Raw genomic sequence first — 21,763 nt, 5'->3', positions numbered from 1 at the left:
TTGGCTTAATGTGCAAATGTTAAGTTAAAGGAGCGGTAGTTCAGTTGGTTAGAATACCGGCCTGTCACGCCGGGGGTCGCGGGTTCGAGTCCCGTCCGCTCCGCCAACATTCATGAAGCCCATGCTATTAATTAGCATGGGCTTTTTGATTTTAATCCGTGTACAATCCCATTCCTCCCTTTGTGACCGTGACCAAAATGTGACCATATGGTGACTTTGTACTGTGTTTGACCGGAGGTCATGTCATAACAATCCGCATCAGATCTTGACCACTTTAGCCCAGCCTCTTGTGCACAAACTTTTTACGCTGTCCTTGCACTGAATAAATGTGTTCCAAGCACTACAACACGGCTCAACGATATCGTTATACCCTTCAAAACATCTATTGGTTAAGCAGTGTCGTCTCAGCCATTGCCAAACTTTCTCTGTTGGATTTAGCTCTAGAGAATAAGGGGGAATTTGAGGACTTATATCATCCGTATGCCATCCCGCACTATCAATGATAACAACAGCATCTCTATCCGAATGGGTTGCCTCTGAAATTTGTTTTACCATTCGATCTAATGTACTTCTACAGACCCTGCAACGCTATCTATCTGTTGGCCCCAAAATTTCGTAAGCTGTGCAAATGATGAAGCCCAATATAAAAGTCGGTTATGCGCTCTCCAGACGTGTAACTGGAGAAAATGCGTTGTATCTTTTTGTACATATAAATTCATGGAGATGAAGTAGAGTGAATAGCGTCAAATTTAGCCAACTAATACGTCAAGTAAGCCAAGGGAAGCATCTCCCCGAAGCCATTTACATACATAAAGATGCATTCTCGGTTCTGCCTACCGAACTTGTCACCTTCATTCATGCGGTAGCAACAGCACTAAAGATAGATACCGATACCTGGAATTTAGTGAAGCTTTTTAAGCGTGATTTCCGTCTATCACTACTGAGTTATCCAACTTTTTATACCGACTCCTACCCATCCTTGACGCAGAGCGTTACAGTTGACCTAAATAAACTCTCTCACCGAGTCACCACATACAAAGACTCTGATAATCCGCCGATTCTTCATCGTAAAGAGCTTATGGTGTTACCAAACAGTAATTACCACTCTTTATTTTCGCAGATAACTGAGGAGGGCGAAAACGCAGGGTTATATCAAAATACAAGGATAATTGGCTTCAAACAATCATGGGAAAACCTGATTAGACAACATGGATACGAAGTTGTGGACGGTCGCCTATTCCGCTCGGCCATGGTCAAACAAACTCATGGACATCAAATCGACCGACACTTAACAGCTATTACTCGCTATGCACTCTCTGCGCCCATGAAAGCTTTAGCTAAGCAAGGCTATCTACAAGGCGACTATTCACTGTTCGACTATGGCTGTGGCAGAGGCGACGACATGAATGAGTTGTTGGCTCATGGCATAGATGTAATGGGTTGGGATCCAAATTTCTACCCAGATGGGGACAAAACCAATGCTGATATTGTCAACCTCGGTTTTGTACTCAATGTTATTGAAGATAAACACGAGCGACTTGAAGCTTTGCTAGGTGCCTGGGAATTAGCAAACAGACTTTTAGTTGTTAGCGTGATGCTGGGAACCAATGAGTTTGTCAGCCAATTTAAGCCATACAAAGATGGCGTCATTACCTCGAGAAACACCTTTCAAAAGTACTACCAGCAAAGTGAAATCAAAGCCTACATAGAGCGCTCACTGGATGAAGTGCCAATAGCTGTAGCACCAGGTATTTTCTTTATATTCAAAGACAAGTTAGCAGAGCAAGACTATCTCCAAAATCGTTATCGCCGCTATCACAATTGGCAGCAGCGTACTTCGCCAACACCGATAACCACTGAAGACAAAGTACACCTCATAATCGCACAAAATAAGGCTTTGTTTGACGCCTTTTGGCAGCAAAGTTTAGATATGGGTCGAGTACCTGCACAAGACGAATTCAATGATTCGGCGCAGCTAAAAAACCTGATAGGCTCCAACAACAAAGTGCATCAGTTATTGCTGAACATTTATGGTAAAGACGAGTTTGAAGAGGCAAAACAAAGCCGTAAAGAGGATCTACTTCTGTACTTTGCAATGGGGTTATTTGAGAAGAGAAGGCCTTATACACAGCAACCAGATAGCCTAAAACGTGATATCAAGGCGTTATTTGACGACTATCGCACAGTAACCAATCTAGCTACAGAGTTGCTCTTTGCTATAGCAGACACCAAGCTTATTGATGAACAATGTGCAAAAGCACATCAGCAGTTACCAGCAAGTATTCTTAATCAAGGGCACTCTCTCATTTTTCACAAAAGTTACATTGACTCATTACCGTTGTTATTACGTGTCTATGTTGGGGCGGCTATCCAAATGTATGGTGAGTTAGATGACGCCATTGATCTTGTTAAAATACACATAACATCTGGTAAATTAACTTTGACCCTCTACGATGACTTTGAGCAATCTGTACCGTTTTTAGTTGAGCGTATTAAGGTAAAAATGGCTGTTCAGGACATTGATTTCTTCGATTATGTAGAGGCCTCACGGCGGCCACCACTGCTAAATAAACACCTGTTGCTTGGTAGTCTAGACGAACAATATGAAAAGCAAAAAAGCTTTGATAAGCGACTCTCGAAGATCTTAGGTACGAACGACAACACAGAAGTTATCATGCCTAGGCAGGCTCTCGAAGAGCGGCTTCTCTTAGCAGGAAAAAAGATCGTAGGATTTCGAATTACTTCCAGCTAATCTGGTAAGGCGGAAGACTGATGCGATAGGTTCTTCTAGCTTGTTCTTCCGTCATCCCAAGCGCTATTAGGACATGCGATGCAACGTTAGATAGAGCGTTGCAAGCGGAGCCTTGAGAGATAAGCCAAGGATTATTGTGGGTGAAAGATTTTACATCATCATCTGACTTAAAAGTTACACTCCAGGTTGTGGGTACTACGTCTACGCCGCCATTTCTCGTATATTCAAATTCTTTAATCGCGTTAAAAAATCTTTGCTCATCCGGACTTGGCTCTGTTGGATAACACTCAGCCGCAGCGGCTAAGCCGACAATAAGCGGGGTGGGAGACGTCCCTCCGCGCAAACCGCCTTCTTGCCCCCCGCCATGAATCAGTGGCACCAGCTCTGAATCACGAGCGTTACGGAGGTATAAAGCACCTATCCCTTTTGGGCCATAAATTTTATGTCCAGAAAGTGAAAGCATGTCGATGTCCATATCATCAACATCAATCGCACACTTACAAAAGCTTTGGGCTGCGTCAGTGTGGAAAGGTACACCGTTTTCGAAAGCGATAGCACCAAACTCTGCGATCGGCTGAATAGTCCCTAGCTCGTTGTTAACGTGATGGATAGAGATTAAAATAGTGTCGCTACGTAAAGCTTCGTTAAGTGATGCCGCAGATATCCGCCCGTAGCTATCTGGGGCCAAATAAGTAACATCAAATCCGATTGACTCGAGAAAAGCGCAAGTATTGAGGATGCATTTGTGCTCAATCGAAGATGTGATGATGTGCCCTTTTTTATCCAAGTGCTTGAATGCAAGGCCTTTTATTGCGAAGTTATTTGCTTCGCTGGCGCCACTTGTGAAGATAATCTCGCTAGGTAATGCCCCAATTTTATCAGCAATAATCTCTCGTGCTTTCTGTATCGCCTGATGACTAGCTTGCCCTGCCTGATGTGCCGATGATGCATTGGCGAAATTGTCAGTTTCCCATGTTTTCATTGCCTCAAGTACTTGCAGTGAAACAGGAGTAGAGGCAGCAAAATCGAAGTAATCCTTCATTGAGTAATAGCATAGTGTGGTTAAAACGAAGGTTCTATCATATACCGAAGTAAGTTTTATCTTAAAGAGATATTTTAATCCCAAAAGAGCGATATATGTTCGGCTAGATTTCTATTTCGAAGAACAACATATCGGTACGCACCTGTGGGTGAGGATGTGTAAACCATTGTTTTAAAATGAATTTAACAGCATGAATGCTTAGCGACATAAACAGTTCCTGCGACATTTCTGATAAAAGTGCCTAGACCTGAGAGTTTTAATGTGTAAGATCACTGTTTGGATAAAATCTCCAATTCAGCAAGGTAAGCACATTGAGCATAGAAACTACGACCCTGAAATTCTCCGGACATCAAACCTTCCCTATCCGCTATGGATGGATTTACAAGATCATTCAAGAGGTTGCAAATGGGGAGTCACTTTCAAGTAGTTCAAACGTCGAAAAGCAAATGCAATCAATGGGCATGGGCAAAAACATGGTGCTTTCCGTGCGTCACTGGATTCGAGCTTTAAGCCTAGTCACTTGTGTCGATAACGCAAAGCAGTTGTACAAGCTAACACCTTTAGCTGAGCAGCTGTTTACTAACGGCGACGGGCGCGCAGCTTACGATGAATATCTCGACAAGATTGGTACAACATGGTTGTTGCATTGGTTATTGCAATCAATGCCGTCGAGTAATGGCGAACTAAATGCATCTAGGTTTTTCTTTAATTATTTCAACGGCATAAAGGTTAAGAAAGAAGTGTTGATGCTGGAGATCAACGATGCGCTTATCAATCACGAAAAAGAACTAACGGAAGCAACACTAAGCAAGGACATTGACTGCTTTCTTCAAATGTATGCTCACAAATCATTGCAATCAAACAAAGTCAATGAAGATAGTTTTGCATCTCCTTTTACTGAGCTTGAATTGTTAAAACAAGAGGATTCAAAAAACTATCTAGCTGAGCTCACGAAAAGGCCAACTCTACCTGTAGAGGTCTTCACTTTTGCTCTAATTGATTTCATGAAAAGAAAACAAAAAGACAGTAATACAAGCACACTGTCGTTTGACTCATTGCTAAAAGATGTTGGTTCACCAGGATGCATTTTTCGCCTATCTTCGAGCGGATTGAGCGACAAGCTAGATGAAGTAGAAGCGCTTACGGATGGAAAAATTTCTTGGACTGATACGCAAGGCTTGCGGCAGGTACAGCACTCTTTTTCAGATATCAACGATATGATCCCGGAACAATATTTAAAATCTTATTACATCTCAGAGGGAAAATAAGTCGTGACTTTAAGTAACATATACTCTATTGCGGCACGCCATCAACGTTCAACCCGTATTGATAGTGACTTAAGTGACGACTTTTTCTCCGGTTTAGTTTATCACGGTACAGCGCAATCATCCCTAGAGACTCTCTTCCGGCAATACTCTCAAACAGGCCAGAGTGCTTTTACATTAACAGGGGCTTATGGTTCTGGTAAGTCTACGGTTGCATTGCTTTTAGCTGGTTTACTTCACCCTAGCTCGGGTATTCGTAATGCAGCGATTAATACAATTGACGAACCGTCGAAAACATTATTCGAGGAGAGCGCGAAATATCGAGATGGCTGGCTGCAAATACGCTCCGTAGGGGGGGTACACAGCCCGGTAGAATCTTTTTGGAATGCAACAATAAAGGCGATAAAAGAACACCCTAATACATGCAAAGCTAAAATATTAGATAAATATCGTGAAGCGACTGTAGAGAGTGAAAGCGAGCTGATCAGTATTTGGAAATCGCTGTTTGAAGACGTGGAGTCACTTGTTGATGGCGTGCTTATCATTGCTGATGAAATGGGGAAAAGTCTCGAGTACATCAATCGCAAAGGTGGAGATCTGCATCTTTTCCAAGACATTGCAGAAGAGCTCTCTCGAATTGATACCCCATTCATATTTTTAGGTCTTTTGCATCAAGCTTTTAGCGAGTACGCGAAGGAGCGAGGTTCAAAGTTACAAGATGAATGGGCGAAAATTCAAGGGCGTTATAGTGACATTCTTTATAATGTATCAACGGACGAAACTGTTGCCCTCATTAGTAACTCGATAAAAACGATGCGACCGCCGCAAAAGGGTAATACTCTTGTTCGACATGTGCTAGATGCGCTAGATGATAAGCAGCAGCGAAAAGACCTCCTATTAAGTCGCTTAGAGCAATGTATCCCCCTGCATCCCCTAACAGCATTGTTACTAGGCCCGATCGCAAAACGCCGATTTAGCCAGAATGAGCGGAGTACATTTAGTTTTCTTAACTCACATGAGCAGTTTAGCTTTCAGCTTTTCTTGCAACAAACGAACGATGAAAACGCGCGTTATGACCTATCCAATCTTTGGGACTATCTCGAAGCAAATATGGAGCATGCCATTTTGGGCTCTCCTGATGGTCATGGTTGGGCTACAGCAGCAGAGGCAATTCGAAAAGCATTAAAGCAAGACTTCTCGCCTGAGGCGATACAGTTACTCAAATCGATTTCCCTGATCACCTTGTTTGGTAAAGCTGCTAATTTGACAGCAACTAACCAGTTACTGCTTACAGCAACAGTAATTAGTGAATCTGAACAACTAAACCAAGCGCTAACGCAGCTCAAGGATGCTTCGTGTATTGTGTACAGAAAGCATCTATCGTCTTGGGACGTGTTCGAAGGTTCGGACCTCGATATTGCAGGATTAGTTGAAGAGAAAATTGAGCAGCTTCAAAACAGTAATGAAGCCCTAGAGCGGATTAGCTACAGCGCGCAAGTTATTGCAAAAGGCCATTATCATGAGTTTGGGACGCTCCGTTGGGCGACACAAAGCATAGCCTTACAGCTGAGCAGCATAGATTTTCCAACGATAACGAAATCACGCAATGGAGAGTTTGCTAACTTCTTATTGCTTCTTAAAGAAGAGTCTGAAGAACAATTACTTGAGCTAACCCGCAAACATAAGTCACTTATGGTGGCTTGTGCTTCAAACGCGGCTGAGATTATTAATTTATCAAATGAAAAGTACGCGTTAGAGCTAATTAAAAGCGACAAAACTACAGGTGCCGATCTCGCACACGACAAAGTTGCGAGAGAAGAACATAGAGCAAGGACATTCAACGCGCAATCAGCGCTTGAAACGGCGCTTGCAAGCGCTTTTAACAGTGCTCGTTGGATTTACAATGGCGTGGTTTATGAAAAGGAGACCATGAGTGAAATTGCGACGTTTGCCGCGGATACCATTTTCAAAAAAACACCGAAAATCCTAAACGAACTGGTAAATCGCAACAAACTATCAGGTACAGCTGTAGCAGCTCTTAAAAGACTTCTACAAGCCATGCTTGAAAATGAGTCATCTGAAGACTTAGGCATTGAAGGCTTTCCACCAGAAAAGTCTATGTACATCAGCTGTCTTAAGAATACCTATATCCACTCTTCAGAGGGAGAAGGAGAGAAAAAACAGCATTGGTTTATAGATAATCTGGACGCGAATCTCGATGCCGCTTTCGCAGCAGCGAAGTCTCGCTTGAAAGAATGCAAAGGGCAGCAGGTTGTTCTGTCAGACATCGTTGAGCTATGGGCTAGCGCTCCGTTTGGTTTAACGAAAGGTGTGATTCCGATATTTCTTCTTGCTTTGCTAAAGTCTCTAGGAGAGCAGATTGCTTTCTATGAGAAAGATATATCAGGTGACTTAGCCTATATTGCCGAGCCTGATATTGACTACGTACACAAGCTCATTCGAAGTCCGAACGATCTTGCCGTTAAGTACATTGTCCTAGCTAAAGAAGAGCAGGAATGGCTTCAACACCTGGCTGTATTTGCTGCCACTGAAACCAACCGTAATATATCGAACAATATTCTGGCTGTTGCAACTCCACTGGTGACCACTATACACAATCTACCCCAGTGGGTTAAAAACGCACACAGTATTGTTGCTGAGGACTCTGAGCTAAATAAAGCATACCTGCGAATCCGGGATCTCTTTTTACAAGCCAACGACCCGCATGCTTTGCTAATTAGAGATTTAAGTAGGGAGTTAAAACTGTTAGGGAAAGATAACTTCACTAGTCAAATTGATGTACTCGCAGATTGCTTTAAAAAACTGCGCCAAAAGCATGAACAAATGTTGATTACTATCAAGACAAAAGTAAAAACTATCTTCCCTGAAACGGGAGAAGAGCTTGAACAGATGTGTCAATACGTAGAGCAAAACTCGGGTGATTTGCGCTTGAAAGCATTTGCTCGGGAATTGGCGAAAAGTGATACTGGTTTGTTACAGTGGCTTGAGAGCATCATTCAAATTGTAACAGGGCGTGGTAAGCAAAATTGGAATGAAGGCATTCTACAATCTGCGAGTAACAAAATCAGCGACTATGCGCAAGATTTTTTGAGCGTGGTAAAGTCTCAACATACCCTTGAGAGGCATTCTAACAACGCAAAAACAAAACTTGTGTCACTCGTTTTAGAAGGGGAAGATGGCAAACTGACTTCCTTTAGACGTGAAATCAGGGATATAGAACTCGCTCCCCTACAAGGCACAATGGAAACAATCGAGAGTCAGCTAGCAAAATTAGATGATTTTCAGAGAATCAATGTGCTAAAGCAACTTTTGAGAAATGCTCTCGAAACTCAAGACTAAAGAATCCAGGTATTGTCAATGAGTAGTCTACGTAAGGTAAAACATGTTCTTGGTCTATCAGGTGGAAAGGATAGTGCGGCGCTCGCCGTGTATATGGCAAGGAACTACCCGGAAATCGAAATCGAGTACTTCTTTACGGATACGGGTAAAGAACTACCTGAAGTCTATGAATACCTTGAACAACTAGAAATTGTTCTTGGTAAACCTATTTTGCATATCAACGACAAAAAAGGGTTTGATTATTGGCTAGAGCAACATAACAACTACTTGCCTGCAGGTCAGCAGCGTTGGTGTACTATTCGTATGAAGCTAGAGCCTTTTGAAAAGTGGATAAAACCTTATCTTGAAGAAGGCTATGAAGTCATTTCCTATGTTGGCATTCGAGCTGATGAGCCTTGGCGTGATGGCTACAGGCCTAATGAAAGCCAGAAATACCTTACGATTAAAATGCCCTTTGCCGAAGATGGCATCAAAAAGCAAGGTGTCTTAGATATTTTGGATAGCGCTGGATTAGGGTTACCAAAATACTACCAATGGCGTTCTCGATCTGGGTGCACATTTTGCTTCTTCCAAAGAAAAATCGAATGGGTTCGCTTACGTGAAGAGCACCCAGAAGCGTTTGAAGAAGCTAAGTCGTATGAGAAACGTGCAGAGACCAGTGCTAACGGAGAAACCTTTTTCTGGATGGGGCCAAATGAGCCTTTAGAAACATTGGAAGACCCTGAACGTATTAAGCAGATTAAGGAAAATCACGAAAAGGTAAAAGCACGTTTTGAGAAGAAAAAGCAACGTGAGCGCAATCGTCGCTTAGGTATGCATGCCATGGTTGATGAAAGCATGCTTATTGATACCCTAGATATGGATGCCATGTATGACCTTGAAGAAGGCGGTGGTGCTTGTATTACGTGTTATAAATAATGTTTATTAGTTCAGGCAAGCCTCACATCATTTTTCAAATAATGTGAGTTACCAGTTTTGTAAAAAGATGTCAAATATTAATCAAAACAGGTAACTGTCAGATCAAGTCTGAGCTAATACATGTGAAAGTAACTGTTGCCACTGCTGGCTTGTTTTGTAACTTGTCACCTGCTCAAAATTGATCATTGAGCAGGTATTTTCAAATTGTAAGATTAACGATGCTAGGTGTGGTTCTCTGGACGTTTACACCCAAGCTTTTGGAAGCGTGATTACGTTCCACTGTTGGTCCTAGAGAAATACTCTCGGACCAACAGTGAACTGTGTTTTTATTCAGTAGGAAAAATCTTCAGTAGGTCTTGATATGTGGCGTACTTCCTTCAATCCAAAACTATTTCTATATCAGTTGGTTTAATCGGCGCTTTCATACGATTCTTGGTAAGCTTCTCAAAAACTTTATCTAGTAATGTATCCAAACCAATTGGATCCGATGGATTTTCATCAAGCCATTTAGTGATGATGTATAACCCCCCGTTACAGTATTCTTCAAATACTTTGACTGTTTCTCGTAGATTTTCGTTTTTGAGGCAAGTACCGTTTCTAGTCTCTAGAAGACCAAGAAGGTAGATGAAGCCATCTTTTTGGTCGCTAGAGTAAGTGTCAAGTGAAATCTCAATAGTCTGCCCAGTCAACGAGATCCGCTTGTCCTCTGAATATCCAACCATCGCAGCAAATACCATCAAATCCTTAAGATAGCTAAATATTGTTGTTCCGCTGACAGTAAGACGCTGAGTTAAAGCTTCATGAGTCCTTTCCCTTTTTACGCCCACACTACGCCAGTTGAACAAAGCTTCCTGCGCTAGGGGCACATTTGAATATTTGTCAGTCATTACGAACCACCTCCTTGACTACGACCTTGTCTATCGCTGAGCCATATTCAGTAACTACCACGCTTTGATCGCCAAAATTCAACTCATGAATCTCTCGATCGCCCCGCTCTCCCGCTATCTGTTCGCAGAAATAATACTCTTTCCCGAGTTTCCCCTCTTCCAAGAAAGTCGACGTAACATTCTTACCCTCATCTTGGTACATAAGAATTATTAACTGATCCACTAGCTTCGGAAGCTCTCGTGCTATATTTGGCGAATATTTTGGATCGAGCTTAGAAAACGGGGCGTCGAAGATTAATGGCGCAATCGCTCCGGGGGTAAGTATGGTGCTATCAAGATCTCTTCTTTCACGCGCTATCGCAATCAATGATGATATATAGATGAAACTCAGAATCGCCCCTTGCCCTCCGCTTGGTGGCACGGCTTTACCGTTACGATCTTGAAGGCATAAATTCAAGTCCGAAGTAATAAGCACTTTGTAATCTTGGCGCAGATACTTATCTAGGAAAGAATCGATTTTCTCTTTCAAAATACCATGGATGCTACTCTCAGCCTCTTCGAGCTCCTTTGCAATCTGCGTCTCAACACCTTCAATTACATTTAGTTTATGCTTGAGCACTTTCGCCCGCGGACTTAACCCCTCTATGCGTGAAGCCTCGTCCTGCAACGTCGAGCGTTCTTTGGTAAGCGACTTAATATTTTCCTCAAGCCGAACAACCGACCGTTGTGTTTCGCGAATTTTTATCTTCAACAAACCTCGATCTTTCTCAAGTTTTCTAATCTCAGCATCGTCAAGCTGAAGAATTTGATTTGAAATATCTTCTAGCTCCGCATCTAACGCTTGAATTTCGTCTCGTACAGCTCGCTCATCTTTGAAGTTTTTCTCAATACGATCATAAGCTTGCGGTGACAAAGTTTTTACCGCCGTAAGTCGACTTCTAGCCTTTTGCAATCTATGCAGAAGGTCTGGATCCGCGGCTTCCTTTGTCAATTCGTTGATTTTTTCAAAAGCCATCGTGCCAGGTTTGATACAAGCACCGCATACACACTCTTCGCGCTCAAGAATGTCTTTAACAAGCTGAAGGTTAAATGGCGCTGGAATCGTACCTTTTAGCTCAGCTTCATCAATAAAATCTAACGCTTCGTCCGATAATTTATGTGCAAATGCCACCCACGAATATTCACGAATTAGAGAGACTTTCTGAGCTTCAAGGGACTGTAATTGGTTCGCTCGAGCAGAACGATTTTTCTGAGCGCTATCCCTTTGCTTTATCAATTGATCAACGACCGCCGAACTTGAGTTCCCCAATCTTTTCTCAACTGTATCTAGCTGATCTTCATATAGCTCTAACGCTGACTTATTCGATTCGAAATCCGCCTTAGCCTTACTGATACTGTCGTCAAAACTCTGGATTTTTTCTTCTATCCTAGATAGTTCATGATCTTTATCGAACCTTTTCAGTTCATCCCGAACTTCCTTCTTAATAGTCGATAGGTCTCTCAATGTTTTCTCAGCGACATTGAACCCGAGAATGTCACGAATCGAGCGCCTAATAGAGATCATGCCGTTTTGTGAGACCTTGAGATCACTACCCTCACCATCATTGATGAAGTAACCTGCCATATCCCTCGGTATGATGCTGTTTACAAACATCGATGGTGAACCTTTGAGCTCTCGAGAGTTTCCATCCTCTTCGATCATGAAAACTTTAAAATTTTCGTTCTCGCCGCCCGTCCGTTTAATAGCATACTGCTGGCCTGAATCTTCTAAATGCAGTGAAACGTGATAACTTTTTCGTCCACGCCTAGCGGCTTCCCAATTCAGAATGTCGTTGTGATTCGTGAAGCTCGGCGAAAACTCACCGTGTAAACACCAAAGTACGGCGTTCAGAAGGTTGGTTTTACCGACGCCGTTTAAGGCGTATATGATTGTGGTGTTTCTCTTCGAATCATCAGCAAAATTTATTGTCTGCTCTCCGTAAAACGAGCGAAAATTTTCAACTGTTACTGAATTAAGAATCATCGCCTAGCTCCTTCGACACAGCATCGATCAGTGTACGCATCTTCGCTAACCGTTCTCGCTCAGGCTCTGAGCCATAAAAACTTTTCCGTTCAACAAGAATCAGTTCCTTCGCAAGCTTCTTCAACTTATCAATATCCTGGTCCACCTCATTCCTCTCTTAATGCAAGTCGGTCAACTTCTTTTTCAACAGATAACCTGTTGTTTGCTAGTAAAACGAAGTCATCAATCCTTTCTAATTCTGCCGCACGTAGTGCACGCGACGCGCTGCTATTACCAGTTGGCAGAGTTATGAAGTCATAAATTTCAGCAATTTCCTTGCCGGATGCCCTTCTCAATACTCGTCCTCGACGCTGAATATATTGCCTGGGGTTTCTCGTGCTAGCTAAGATGAAAGCTTTCCTGCAATCAGGAACATCAACACCTTCATCTAAGACTTTCATTGACACTAAGGCATCAATATCACCGTTAACAAAGTTACTCATGATTGCCCTGCGATCACTAGAAGTTTCCGCACTCGTAAACCGCGACGTTTTCCAACCCTCTTCAGACAAAGTTTTCGATACTGCCTGAATTACCCTCTGTTCATCTATTGAGCTTGCTTCTTCGTTACAAAGCTTACCTTCACCACAGTAAAATAATGATAGCTTTCTGTCTGCTGAAGATATTTTTGAGACAAGCTCTTTTAAAGCAGGTAGTTTATTCGCGGCGCTACCTAAAAGACGACTTCGCGTGCCGCATAGAGAAGTTAACTGGTTTCTCTGAGAGCTACTCAAACTATCCGAACGGCCAATCAATTTTCCGATCTCCGTTGAGAGTCGCTCATACTCATCCTGTTCCTCTGCTGTTAAAAATATGGGAACAAGGTGATAATTGTACTCGCACAAAATGCCATCATTTATGGCATCACCCAATGAGTATTCCGATACAATATTGCCGTAGTAAGCCAAGATTCGGTCTCTGGTCTCATTTGGAAAAGGGCTATCAACTTCATCATCATCAGACCTGAATGGAGTAGCAGATAACCCCATACGATAGAAGGCATTTGGCAGAGAACGATTGGTCTTTTTCGAACCATGATTATGACACTCGTCACCTATTAACATCATCATATTTGGATCGAGAGTGCTAACAAGACTCTGGAAGTCACTACTCTCCATTGTTCTATTTACAACGACAATCGCTAGAAAATCATTCGCCTTCATATTGATATCAAGGACTTCCTTTTTTAGATCATCGTACCAACGATTTCTGGACTCCCAACACCGTAGGGGGTGAATGTTGAATTGATTAAGATTCTCCACCCACTGACTAGCGAGCTCTTTGTATGGAACAGAAACGATTAGGACAGTAGGAGCACTTTTTTGCTTTCGAGCTTCAAATATCTTAGTGGCTGCAACGATAGAAGTGATCGTCTTACCTGAGCCCGTCGATAGTTTCAAAATGCCCTTATAATTGTTGCTAGCCCATGATTTAATAGCCTTTTTTTGATGCTCTCGGATAATAAATGCATTCTTCCCTATGTGACTCGGGACAGTCGGAACATTAAATGACTTTTGGTTTGTAAAGAAAGCTTCATCAGCCTCTTCATACAGACTTATTTCACTGTCGATAAGAGAAGTAAGCTTTGTATTTTGTCGTGCTTTGTCCGAAATTCGTTCATAAAAAGTTGAAGGCACGCTCACAGTAACTGTATTTAGCTGTTCCCCTTCCCACAACGTTTCAAACCCTTGTATGCAGGGAACCCCGTAAAGCTCAAAAGTCTCTTCTCGCCAGCTAGGAAAGACCATTATAGATTCCGCATTGTAGCCATCCTCAAGCGCATAGATAGTCTCGTTTGCAGAGCCCTGAAAAACCAATTTATCGCCACTGCTATCAGTGAGAACTCCTATTTTTTCGTGGTACATTCCTTTGCGCCGGAACGCGAACTTGATTTCAAGACGAGATGAAGCGATCAACATACTCAGCAATTGAAGATTAAGGTCGAGGCATGGGCTTTGTTCCTCCATGATTTCGGCCAACCTTTGGTCGAGATCATCGAAGAGCTCAGCAAGTCTGTAACCTTGCTTTACAGCCATAAATTCATTTGCTTCAAGTGGGTGGCCGATAATTAGGCGCATCGCCCCCCCATTCGCGATCAGTCTGCTCAACCCACGCAGATTAGACACCAAGCTATGAGAACTAAAAAAGCCTACAGCTCTGTCATAGGACACAGAACGCTCAAGTGCCGGTATGTAGAACTCTTTAAACAGATTTTGATCACCCGCACGGTAGACCGACTGCCACTGCAACCTACGAAACCCTTTCATTAAACCCCTTACTTTTCTTCTGTCATCAAATGAGCACTTACACATCTCTTTTGGAGAGCCTAGTACATCAGTATTCTGAGTTGAAGTGTGGATTCCGGTGATTGCGATCGCTTGTTTCGGTTTAATCCGATCACCTAATCCTGTTGTTTTTCTCTCTTCCTATTTTTACTCTTTGTAATCGGTTTGCGCCAGTTTTCTCATTGACTCACCTCCCAGCTCTATTCGATGACTATTGTGTACCTGCCGATCCATTAGAGCATCTGCAACAGTGGCGTTGCCGATCATGTTGAACGAATAGCTTTGCCGAAATGTTACTTTCATTAGGAAAGTATTCCGGAGTTAAGGCATCTAAAGGTGATATATTTTTCGTTATAGTATTTACCAAATTAATTTCTACCTATGAAAAACCATAATAACAATATAAACAAATTTATTAACGACGGTAAATTTGCTTTTGTTATAAATTTTTATTCTTTGCTATTTAAAATGAAGCTACCACTTAATTAGAAAACTACTCTTCATTAGGTCACTTTTAAACCCATTCAACTAGCACTAGGTTGAATTTCTCACTCTAATAATTTCACTTTTCTTCCCAGGTATAATAATTTCCAACTCATCTGAGGCATATAGCTTTAGGTAAGAGTATAAATTGACTTGAAGGTTTTTAACCTGCTGTCGATATGGCGCGGGATCATCCGCAAGCGCATCATGAAGCAGACGCGAGACTTGCCCAAAGCCTAAATCTCTATCACTTTTGTTTTCTATGATTTGCTTTACTAGCCATTTGTAGGCTTTACTTTTTTTAAACAGTGTGGAGGCTAACTCGAAATCTTCTCTGACATTCTCTATCTGTGCGAAGGGTAGCGATGGATTCACTTCATATTCTTTGACAAAATCTCTAGGAGCACCTAAAGGGAAATCTGACACAAAGAGGTCATTTGATTGTGAGATTATATTTTCTGGCCAATCCATTTGAATTCCTGACTCGTCGATTTGTTCTATCTCGGAGATGTATCTTTCCATAACATCAATCGTTTCTGCTGTTAGCTCATAAGCTGAATCCACAATCTTACTGATAAAGGATTTCGAATCCTCACACGCTTTTATCTTTGTGCAAGCTTCTAGATTGCTGACATCAACAAGTGCTAGACCTTTTCCTGTCAGGTTTGCACTGCCATTAAAGATGATATCTTCATCTATCTGATAAATCTTGGCATGAAGATTGGTGAGGGCTTTAACGGTGTAGCCATTGTTTACGCAATCTCGTAACGCATTTAAATCGCTAGAGCCTTTAATAAAATCAAGCGGTGAGAAACGACCTACTAACTGTACGATTGGTTTGTTCTCCGAAATTAAAGAACTCAACCAGCGAGTTGCTGGTTGAGTCATAAACGCAGAGATAACAGTCAAGGTATTGCAATTAGGAAGAATCGCTTCTAACTCCGATTTAAGTTCAGCATTAGAAATCAGGCTCGACATTAGAAATCATCCATACTGTCATCTGAGGGATCTTCCAAGAATTCGCTAATAACTACTCCCCAATCCCTTCTTATGGCGTTCAAGAACTTCAAGCGCTTGTCGTCGGTGGTTTCATTCATTACTCGAGCGAAACCTGCAATTGTTGTTTGCATAACTTCAAGTTCATCAGGGCCAAGCTTACTTACCAGCTTTTTGTAAAATACATGGTTTGTATTAAACAGGACGAGGGTTAGGCCCTTACTCGTTGATACATCAAAGAAGGCTTCAGAATCACGCGCTACGTCTTCAATTAAGAAGCGATTGCCCGTCAGAATAAGGCGTTCTGCTTTTTCTTCTGCCTCCTCGTCACTCATGCCGCCCGCTGATTTAAGATGATCTACTACATCCTTTTTCTCGAGTTTTTCAGGGGGCGCTTCTTTGGTTTTATGTCCATGAATATCGCGATGAACAGAACCTTGTGTTGCTTTTGATGCCGCAGATTCAGACGCTGATTTTGGTTCTTCACCTTTAACAGCTTTACCCGCAACATTGATCTCTTTTAGTCGGCGCTCAGCTTCTTTTATATGTTTAGTAATAGCATCTGTTATTTTGAATACCTCAAGCAGTGGGTCTGAATTTTTAAGTAGATCTCGTTTGTACTCTGACTCGGTGTCAAAACCAGCTTGCTCGGAAATAGTCCCCATGTTGTAGGGTATTAGTTTTACCGCATCTTGTTTATTGTTTGTTACACCGAATACTGCATCCAATGTGGGGGGGAAGGATACTTCAATGCCAAAAAATCTACCTTTATAGTTTCGTAAATCGCTGGGAATGAACGTATCTCTAAGCACTAATTCTCTATTTGCCCTTACGATTGAGACTCCAATATTTTTTGAGCAGTGTTTTCCCCATTTTGTCGAACCAAGTGATACCGTTTCAGATCTTAGGATTTTATCCGCTATGCTTTTTTTTACGATCGATGTCGTAATAGTCACATCATCTCGTTTCGGCTCACCGTTTTCGTCGATGTACTCAACGGATATCACCTCTTCGTCCATTTTTTCAAAAAAAGCTTCGCCTTTATAACTTCCTGGAAGTTCAGGCAAAGAAGTATTCTTTTTAAGGTACATTGGGTCATTGGCTTTAAATGTTTCACGTTCGTAAACATCAAGTCGGTCTTCACCTGACTTTCTATAGGTAATGCTTTCGATTTTGATATTATCGTCGCTGATGAAGTTGCGGTACATTCTGCCCACTAAGTGTTCACAATGGCGATATATTGACTTGCCCGTTTTCCAGCTGAGTCGATCGAGCTTTGACCAGATAATCAGTGTTCCTGATTCTGGCCTTTTCGTGAAAAATGCTTTTTCATATGTTGAAGGTATTGGACTAGCGACCGGAAGTGGAACCTCTTCTAACTGGCCGTTCTTCATTTCATCTACGTCTAGATAGGTGTAATGGGGCTCGCTACCGTTTTGCCAACTCCAGACTTCGACACGCCGACATTGGGATATAGAAGAGTTTGGTAAACCCATGCCGAATTTACCCATGCCTTTTGTATCTTTTCGATGCGTTCCTCCTCCAAACTGCATTGCAATTCGGAGTGTCTCGGGGCTCATGCCGATACCATTATCCCAAAGAGAAATTTCGGAAACGGAATAGTTTCTTCTAGTGGAAGATTGTTCTTCTATAAAACCAACTTCGACGCGACTCGCTGTGGCCTGCAAACTGTTATCGATCAACTCAGCTAGGGCATAAGCGGTATTGTTATAACCGTTGTCTCTTAACGACTCAATGACTGTTTCAGCACTTAAAAATCTATTACTCATTCAATTGTTTCCTTCTCTGCCCACATGTCGTTCCAATAGCCGAATGCGAGGCTGATGCTTTGAAATTCGGGTATGTCATCCATAACGGTGTAGATATTACACTCTTTGTTACCGCCGCTTTTGTAACCACGCATTGCGCGTCCTGCCATTTGCAGATATTGCACAAGTGAGTTCATGGGCTTAGCAATAACAGTGACATTTGTTTTAGGAGCATCAAAACCCGCAGTTAAGACGTTGAAGTTAACAAGAACCTGTAGTTCCCCATTTTTATATTGAGCAATTTTTGCTCTTCTACTTTCTAGGGTGTCATTCTTGCTATCAATAGACGCCGCTTTGATGCCTTTATAGGAAAGCGCAGTAGCGAGGTTTATGCCGTGCTCAACAGTGCATGCAAATACAATAATTTGGGAGTTGTTATGGCACTCGCTAATAATGGTATCTATGATTTTGCGATTTCGTTCTAGATTATTGGCTAAGGTTGTCATGGTCTCAATACCACCCGCGTCTCTCAACTCGTAAGCTGAAATTTTTGAATGGTCGTAATTGAGTGACTTAAAGTTCGCTTTAGCAAGATAGCCCTGCTCTACCAAGTAATCTATAGGAGATAGATAGCCTGGTATTTTCATTGATACTTTGTTGTTGTAGAAGAAGCTCGCCAGCCTTTCATCTTCGGCTGACAATCCCTCTGTAGAGTAACTTCGTCCTGGCGTTGCTGTTAGCCCTACTAAGTCAGCGTGGAATGACTTATCAGTGATAAAGTCTTGCACGACTTCTTGAAACTTCGGTGCAACTGCCTTGTGCGCCTCGTCAAAAATAACCAAGGTGACATTTTCTGCAAGTTCTCTATAAAGAAGCTTCAACTGTCTGGAATCATTTTTCCGTAAGCTTAGGAACTTGTGTAAGCCTGCAACAACAAACCCTGAGTCGATTCCGCTTAAGCTTTCGTTAGAGCTTGAATAAAAGCCGTACAATGATGTCGGACGATTGCCAAGATATTTCCAAGCTTTAGAAAATTCCTCATATGCTTGAGAGCATAGTTCCTCACGGTCCGCTAACCACAGAACAACATTGGTAGGAGACTCTCTTAAATGCTCGCAAGCAATATTCATCGCAGTGCGTGTCTTACCTGCCCCTGTGGGGAGATGAATCAAAACGCGCTCTTTCTTGTTGTTTAGACTCTCGAAAACTTGTCGACTGATGTCTTGTTGGTAGGGATAAAGCCCATAAGCAGGTTCAATATACGCAATGCTTTCAAACTCAGTTTTTTGTTCTAATTGGCTTTTGTAGAGTTCAGCCAAACCAATTACGGATGCAAACTCCTCAAGATTTTCTTCTGACCAACTCGTTATGGCATCGTAATGCCGAGGAGTAACCTCTTTTGGTTGAAGGCCGAAACTTGAGAAAAATTTGACAAGTTGTTGTGAACTTAGGCGTTCAATTAGCTTGTTGCGCAGTGATTTGTCAAAAATAAAATCAACTTGTTTCACACTTGCCACAACCCTTGCTAAATGCGCTTTATTGAAAGCCCTCGCTTCTGAGTCGTTACCAGGTTCATCTAGTTCGAGCGCAAAATTTATGGAACTTTTGGGGAGAAAATCTAAAAGTTCATCTTCGGAAAAATTTGAAAGTATTTCGCTAAGCATTCTTTCCCCTTTGCGGTTTTAGTGGCACGACTGGACGCGTTTAGTTGATTGGCTACTTATATAATTAGTCGATATTGCAGGCTGCAAAACTGCCGATACAACAATAATTAGATGTAACTCGTCTGCTTTTATAAGAGTCGGTGATAGTAGTTCATTATCAGTTGCTATTGCCTCACTCCGCCTTGGGACTGAAATTTGCGTAGCACCAAGGGGGAGTTGTACCAGTTGATCTTTTACGACGATACAACTGGCAGAGTCTTCAGAATACACCCGCTTCAGTGGCTTAGTTAGTCCATCAACTGTGACCATTAGTACAAAGGGCATGATGCGTTTGTGGGTAGGAATTTGTTCAACCATCCATGTTCTCTCAAATTGTGTATCAGTCAGTAGCAATCATTAACGCACGGTTACGTCAAGCTTGCGACCTACCGTATCCGGTTAAGTGTGCCACAGCTTACTCCAAAAATCCTTTGTCAAATCAACGTTTGTGAAATAAGTCTATTGTGCTAACCATAGCATATGAAAAAAGTTTTAAATTTGATAAAAGGCGAGTCAATAGTTGATTGTTCAACTCGAGAATTTAACGCTCAAGCTGAAGTGTCGCTTCAGCCAAGTGGTTTAACTTGGAACGCCATTTGTGAAATGTAGTCGAACTCATATTATGCTCACGACAAAGCTTAGGGACACTCGCTTCGGCTTGTTCCAAGATAGCCAGAATTTGGCTGTCGCTAAATTTTAATGTGTTCATGCAGAATCTCCTGCGTTTGTGTTACGAGAAAATTCTACTTTTGATGTCAGCTAATTTAAGGGGTGACTACCTAAAATAGGCTTTGTTTCCTAAAAGGATAAATAGCTATACAGCGCTTATCACGACAGGAGAAACGAGCCTATAGCCCTTGTCCCATCGTTGATTGTTTTCCAAAAGGCAGAATATTATCCTGATTTAGAGCTTATAACTTTGCGTTTTTACTATTAGGAAACAAAGCCCCTAAAATATTCAAAATATTCAAAATATTCAAAATATCAAAAGTTTATTTTGGTACATCTACAGCAAATTCCTTGCCTGTGATGTTACTTTGTACGGGATGAGTTAACAGATGAATGCTGAAATAAACTTAGAGTCATTCATTCCTAGACTAGTCTTTATAGTGTTGTACCTTAGTGTTATCAAGTTCAAATAGTTCACCTATTTGAATATCAAGATATTTGCAAAGAACCTCAATTACATCAAGCTCAACCCTTGTTGCTGTTTCATTGTACAGACGGTGGAGGGTGTTCCTGTTGATACCAGTATCTCGTGATACTTCAGCTATTTTTTGTTTTCTCTCGCCCAAGATCCGAGACAAGTGACACTTTACCATAAAATCCTCCTTGAGAAGAAAAAATACCTGCAAAAGAGAAAAATGACTTGCAATGATTAAATTTAGTGCTAAATTCTCTTCTGTGGGTCATTTTTGTTTTTAGAAGAGAAAAAAGCGAGGTTTGATTATGCCATATACCTATCTTACAACTGAAGAACTATCTGCGCGTATCCGCTATGACGTTCGTACTATCCGCCAATGTTTAAAGGATGCGGTGCTGTTTGAGGGGATCCATTACATCCGCCCCTTTGGCGGGCGAAAAATTCTCTACATTTGGGAACGAGTTGAGGAGTCTATGTTGCTTGGAGCCTCTGCCCATGATCTGATAAATCAGCTGAACTAGGGGGTTGCCATGGGAACTGTAAATAGCCGAGATGGCAAACTTTATCTAGATTTTCGCTATAAGGGTGTACGTTGCCGAGAGCAGACCAGTCTTGCCGATACTCCGGCGAATCGACAAAAATTAAATAAACTGTTGTTAATGCTGGAACAGCAAATGAAAGCTGGTTCATTTGATTATCGGCATCATTTTCCTAATAGCCCTAAAGTCGAACATTTCACTCAGTTAGCTAAACTCAGTCAATTCCATGCTGCTGGTGGGCGCATGTTGTTTAGTGCCTTTGCTAATCTTTGGCTGGACGAGAAGCGGGTAGAATGGCGCGCGAGTCAAATTGAGACGGTAGAGGGGATCTTAAGGTGTCACCTCATACCCGCGATGGGGACTAAGATGATAGCCACTATCTGTAAGCAGGATATTCTGGGTTTGCGTCTAAGTCTTTGTGAGGTCGATGCACTCACAAATCGCTCGCTGTCAGCTTCAAGAATCAATCACATCATGACTTATTTACGATTAATCCTAAACGAGGCTGCTGAGCGCTTTGGTTTTCAGACTCCTTGGCGAAATATCAAAGCGTTACCT

General features: G+C 42.0%; 14 protein-coding genes, 1 tRNA gene and 3 pseudogenes. 7 read left to right on the top strand and 11 right to left on the bottom strand.

Features of this window, described 5'->3' with window-relative positions:
* The first annotated feature begins 29 nt into the window (after positions 1 to 29).
* Positions 30 to 106 (top strand) — tRNA-Asp (locus H9J30_RS21020).
* A gap of 152 nt (positions 107 to 258) precedes the next feature.
* Here the strand turns inward: H9J30_RS21020 and H9J30_RS21780 are convergent.
* Positions 259 to 543, bottom strand: a pseudogene (locus tag H9J30_RS21780) (IS630 family transposase); the annotation flags it as partial.
* Between the two features lie 190 nt (positions 544 to 733).
* Between H9J30_RS21780 and H9J30_RS21015 the strand changes: the two are divergent.
* The gene (locus H9J30_RS21015) at positions 734 to 2,752 is read left to right on the top strand and encodes a DNA phosphorothioation-associated putative methyltransferase (protein ID WP_240132760.1); all 2,019 of its coding nucleotides are present in this window, start codon (positions 734 to 736) and stop codon (positions 2,750 to 2,752) included.
* Here H9J30_RS21015 and H9J30_RS21010 read toward each other — a convergent pair.
* A complete protein-coding gene (locus H9J30_RS21010; protein ID WP_240132759.1) occupies positions 2,739 to 3,794 on the bottom strand; it encodes a cysteine desulfurase family protein in 1,056 nt (351 codons plus the stop codon). The genes H9J30_RS21015 and H9J30_RS21010 overlap by 14 nt on opposite strands.
* 311 nt (positions 3,795 to 4,105) lie before the next feature.
* On the opposite strand from H9J30_RS21010, the gene H9J30_RS21005 reads away from it, so the two are divergent.
* The 3 genes from H9J30_RS21005 to H9J30_RS20995 are packed head-to-tail and all read left to right on the top strand — an operon-like array spanning position 4,106 to position 9,337.
* On the top strand, positions 4,106 to 5,062 hold the full coding sequence (locus H9J30_RS21005) for a DUF4007 family protein (protein WP_240132758.1): 957 nt from the start codon (positions 4,106 to 4,108) through the stop codon (positions 5,060 to 5,062).
* A 3-nt stretch (positions 5,063 to 5,065) separates the two neighbouring features.
* Positions 5,066 to 8,419 (top strand): hypothetical protein, encoded by a 3,354-nt coding sequence (locus H9J30_RS21000; RefSeq protein ID WP_240132757.1) that lies wholly within the window; start codon positions 5,066 to 5,068, stop codon positions 8,417 to 8,419.
* Positions 8,420 to 8,437: 18 nt separating this feature from the next.
* Entirely contained in the window at positions 8,438 to 9,337 is a 900-nt protein-coding gene (locus H9J30_RS20995) for a phosphoadenosine phosphosulfate reductase family protein (protein ID WP_240132756.1), read from the top strand.
* Positions 9,338 to 9,714: 377 nt separating this feature from the next.
* On the opposite strand, the gene H9J30_RS20990 is transcribed toward H9J30_RS20995, so the two are convergent.
* The 9 genes and pseudogenes from H9J30_RS20990 to H9J30_RS20950 form a co-directional block, all read right to left on the bottom strand.
* Positions 9,715 to 10,224 carry a DNA phosphorothioation-associated protein 4 gene (locus H9J30_RS20990; protein WP_240132755.1) on the bottom strand — a complete coding sequence of 170 codons (510 nt, stop codon included), beginning with the start codon at positions 10,222 to 10,224 and terminating at the stop codon, positions 9,715 to 9,717.
* Positions 10,217 to 12,247: an AAA family ATPase gene (locus H9J30_RS20985; protein WP_240132754.1), complete on the bottom strand. Its 2,031-nt coding sequence runs from the start codon at positions 12,245 to 12,247 to the stop codon at positions 10,217 to 10,219. The genes H9J30_RS20990 and H9J30_RS20985 overlap by 8 nt, the downstream gene beginning before the upstream one ends.
* A 146-nt stretch (positions 12,248 to 12,393) precedes the next feature.
* Positions 12,394 to 14,553, bottom strand: a complete 2,160-nt coding sequence (locus H9J30_RS20980) for a DEAD/DEAH box helicase family protein (RefSeq protein ID WP_240132753.1) — start codon at positions 14,551 to 14,553, stop codon at positions 12,394 to 12,396.
* A gap of 165 nt (positions 14,554 to 14,718) precedes the next feature.
* A pseudogene (locus H9J30_RS20975) lies at positions 14,719 to 14,844 on the bottom strand (ATP-binding protein); the annotation flags it as partial.
* 261 nt (positions 14,845 to 15,105) lie between these two features.
* On the bottom strand, positions 15,106 to 16,032 hold the full coding sequence (locus tag H9J30_RS20970) for a phospholipase D-like domain-containing protein (protein ID WP_240132752.1): 927 nt from the start codon (positions 16,030 to 16,032) through the stop codon (positions 15,106 to 15,108).
* A complete protein-coding gene (locus H9J30_RS20965) occupies positions 16,032 to 17,840 on the bottom strand; it encodes an ATP-binding protein (RefSeq protein ID WP_240132751.1) in 1,809 nt (602 codons plus the stop codon). The genes H9J30_RS20970 and H9J30_RS20965 overlap by 1 nt, the downstream gene beginning before the upstream one ends.
* Positions 17,837 to 19,483 carry a DEAD/DEAH box helicase gene (locus H9J30_RS20960; protein ID WP_240132750.1) on the bottom strand — a complete coding sequence of 549 codons (1,647 nt, stop codon included), beginning with the start codon at positions 19,481 to 19,483 and terminating at the stop codon, positions 17,837 to 17,839. The genes H9J30_RS20965 and H9J30_RS20960 overlap by 4 nt, the downstream gene beginning before the upstream one ends.
* 622 nt (positions 19,484 to 20,105) lie before the next feature.
* Positions 20,106 to 20,231, bottom strand: a pseudogene (locus tag H9J30_RS20955) (transposase); the annotation flags it as partial.
* Positions 20,232 to 20,619: 388 nt separating this feature from the next.
* Positions 20,620 to 20,844 carry a helix-turn-helix domain-containing protein gene (locus H9J30_RS20950; RefSeq protein WP_240132749.1) on the bottom strand — a complete coding sequence of 75 codons (225 nt, stop codon included), beginning with the start codon at positions 20,842 to 20,844 and terminating at the stop codon, positions 20,620 to 20,622.
* Positions 20,845 to 20,971: 127 nt separating this feature from the next.
* On the opposite strand from H9J30_RS20950, the gene H9J30_RS20945 reads away from it, so the two are divergent.
* Positions 20,972 to 21,187 (top strand): hypothetical protein, encoded by a 216-nt coding sequence (locus H9J30_RS20945; protein WP_240132748.1) that lies wholly within the window; start codon positions 20,972 to 20,974, stop codon positions 21,185 to 21,187.
* A gap of 9 nt (positions 21,188 to 21,196) precedes the next feature.
* On the top strand, positions 21,197 to 21,763 hold a 567-nt coding region (locus H9J30_RS20940; RefSeq protein WP_240132747.1), incomplete at its 3' end, for an Arm DNA-binding domain-containing protein.

It is taken from the genome of Shewanella cutis, from assembly GCF_022410515.1.
GTDB lineage: Bacteria > Pseudomonadota > Gammaproteobacteria > Enterobacterales > Shewanellaceae > Shewanella > Shewanella cutis.
This window is presented reverse-complemented; position numbering and strand designations above follow the sequence as displayed.

Excerpts from the sequence above, each read along its gene's own strand:
- H9J30_RS20965 (WP_240132751.1), bottom strand. The coding sequence starts at position 17,840 with ATGAGTAATAGATTTTTAAGTGCTGAAACAGTCATTGAGTCGTTAAGA.
- H9J30_RS20990 (WP_240132755.1), bottom strand. The coding sequence starts at position 10,224 with ATGACTGACAAATATTCAAATGTGCCCCTAGCGCAGGAAGCTTTGTTC.
- H9J30_RS20970 (WP_240132752.1), bottom strand. The coding sequence starts at position 16,032 with ATGTCGAGCCTGATTTCTAATGCTGAACTTAAATCGGAGTTAGAAGCG.
- H9J30_RS20960 (WP_240132750.1), bottom strand. The coding sequence starts at position 19,483 with ATGCTTAGCGAAATACTTTCAAATTTTTCCGAAGATGAACTTTTAGAT.
- H9J30_RS20950 (WP_240132749.1), bottom strand. The coding sequence starts at position 20,844 with ATGGTAAAGTGTCACTTGTCTCGGATCTTGGGCGAGAGAAAACAAAAA.
- H9J30_RS21010 (WP_240132759.1), bottom strand. The coding sequence starts at position 3,794 with ATGAAGGATTACTTCGATTTTGCTGCCTCTACTCCTGTTTCACTGCAA.
- H9J30_RS20985 (WP_240132754.1), bottom strand. The coding sequence starts at position 12,247 with ATGATTCTTAATTCAGTAACAGTTGAAAATTTTCGCTCGTTTTACGGA.
- H9J30_RS20980 (WP_240132753.1), bottom strand. The coding sequence starts at position 14,553 with ATGAAAGGGTTTCGTAGGTTGCAGTGGCAGTCGGTCTACCGTGCGGGT.
- H9J30_RS20945 (WP_240132748.1), top strand. The coding sequence starts at position 20,972 with ATGCCATATACCTATCTTACAACTGAAGAACTATCTGCGCGTATCCGC.
- H9J30_RS20995 (WP_240132756.1), top strand. The coding sequence starts at position 8,438 with ATGAGTAGTCTACGTAAGGTAAAACATGTTCTTGGTCTATCAGGTGGA.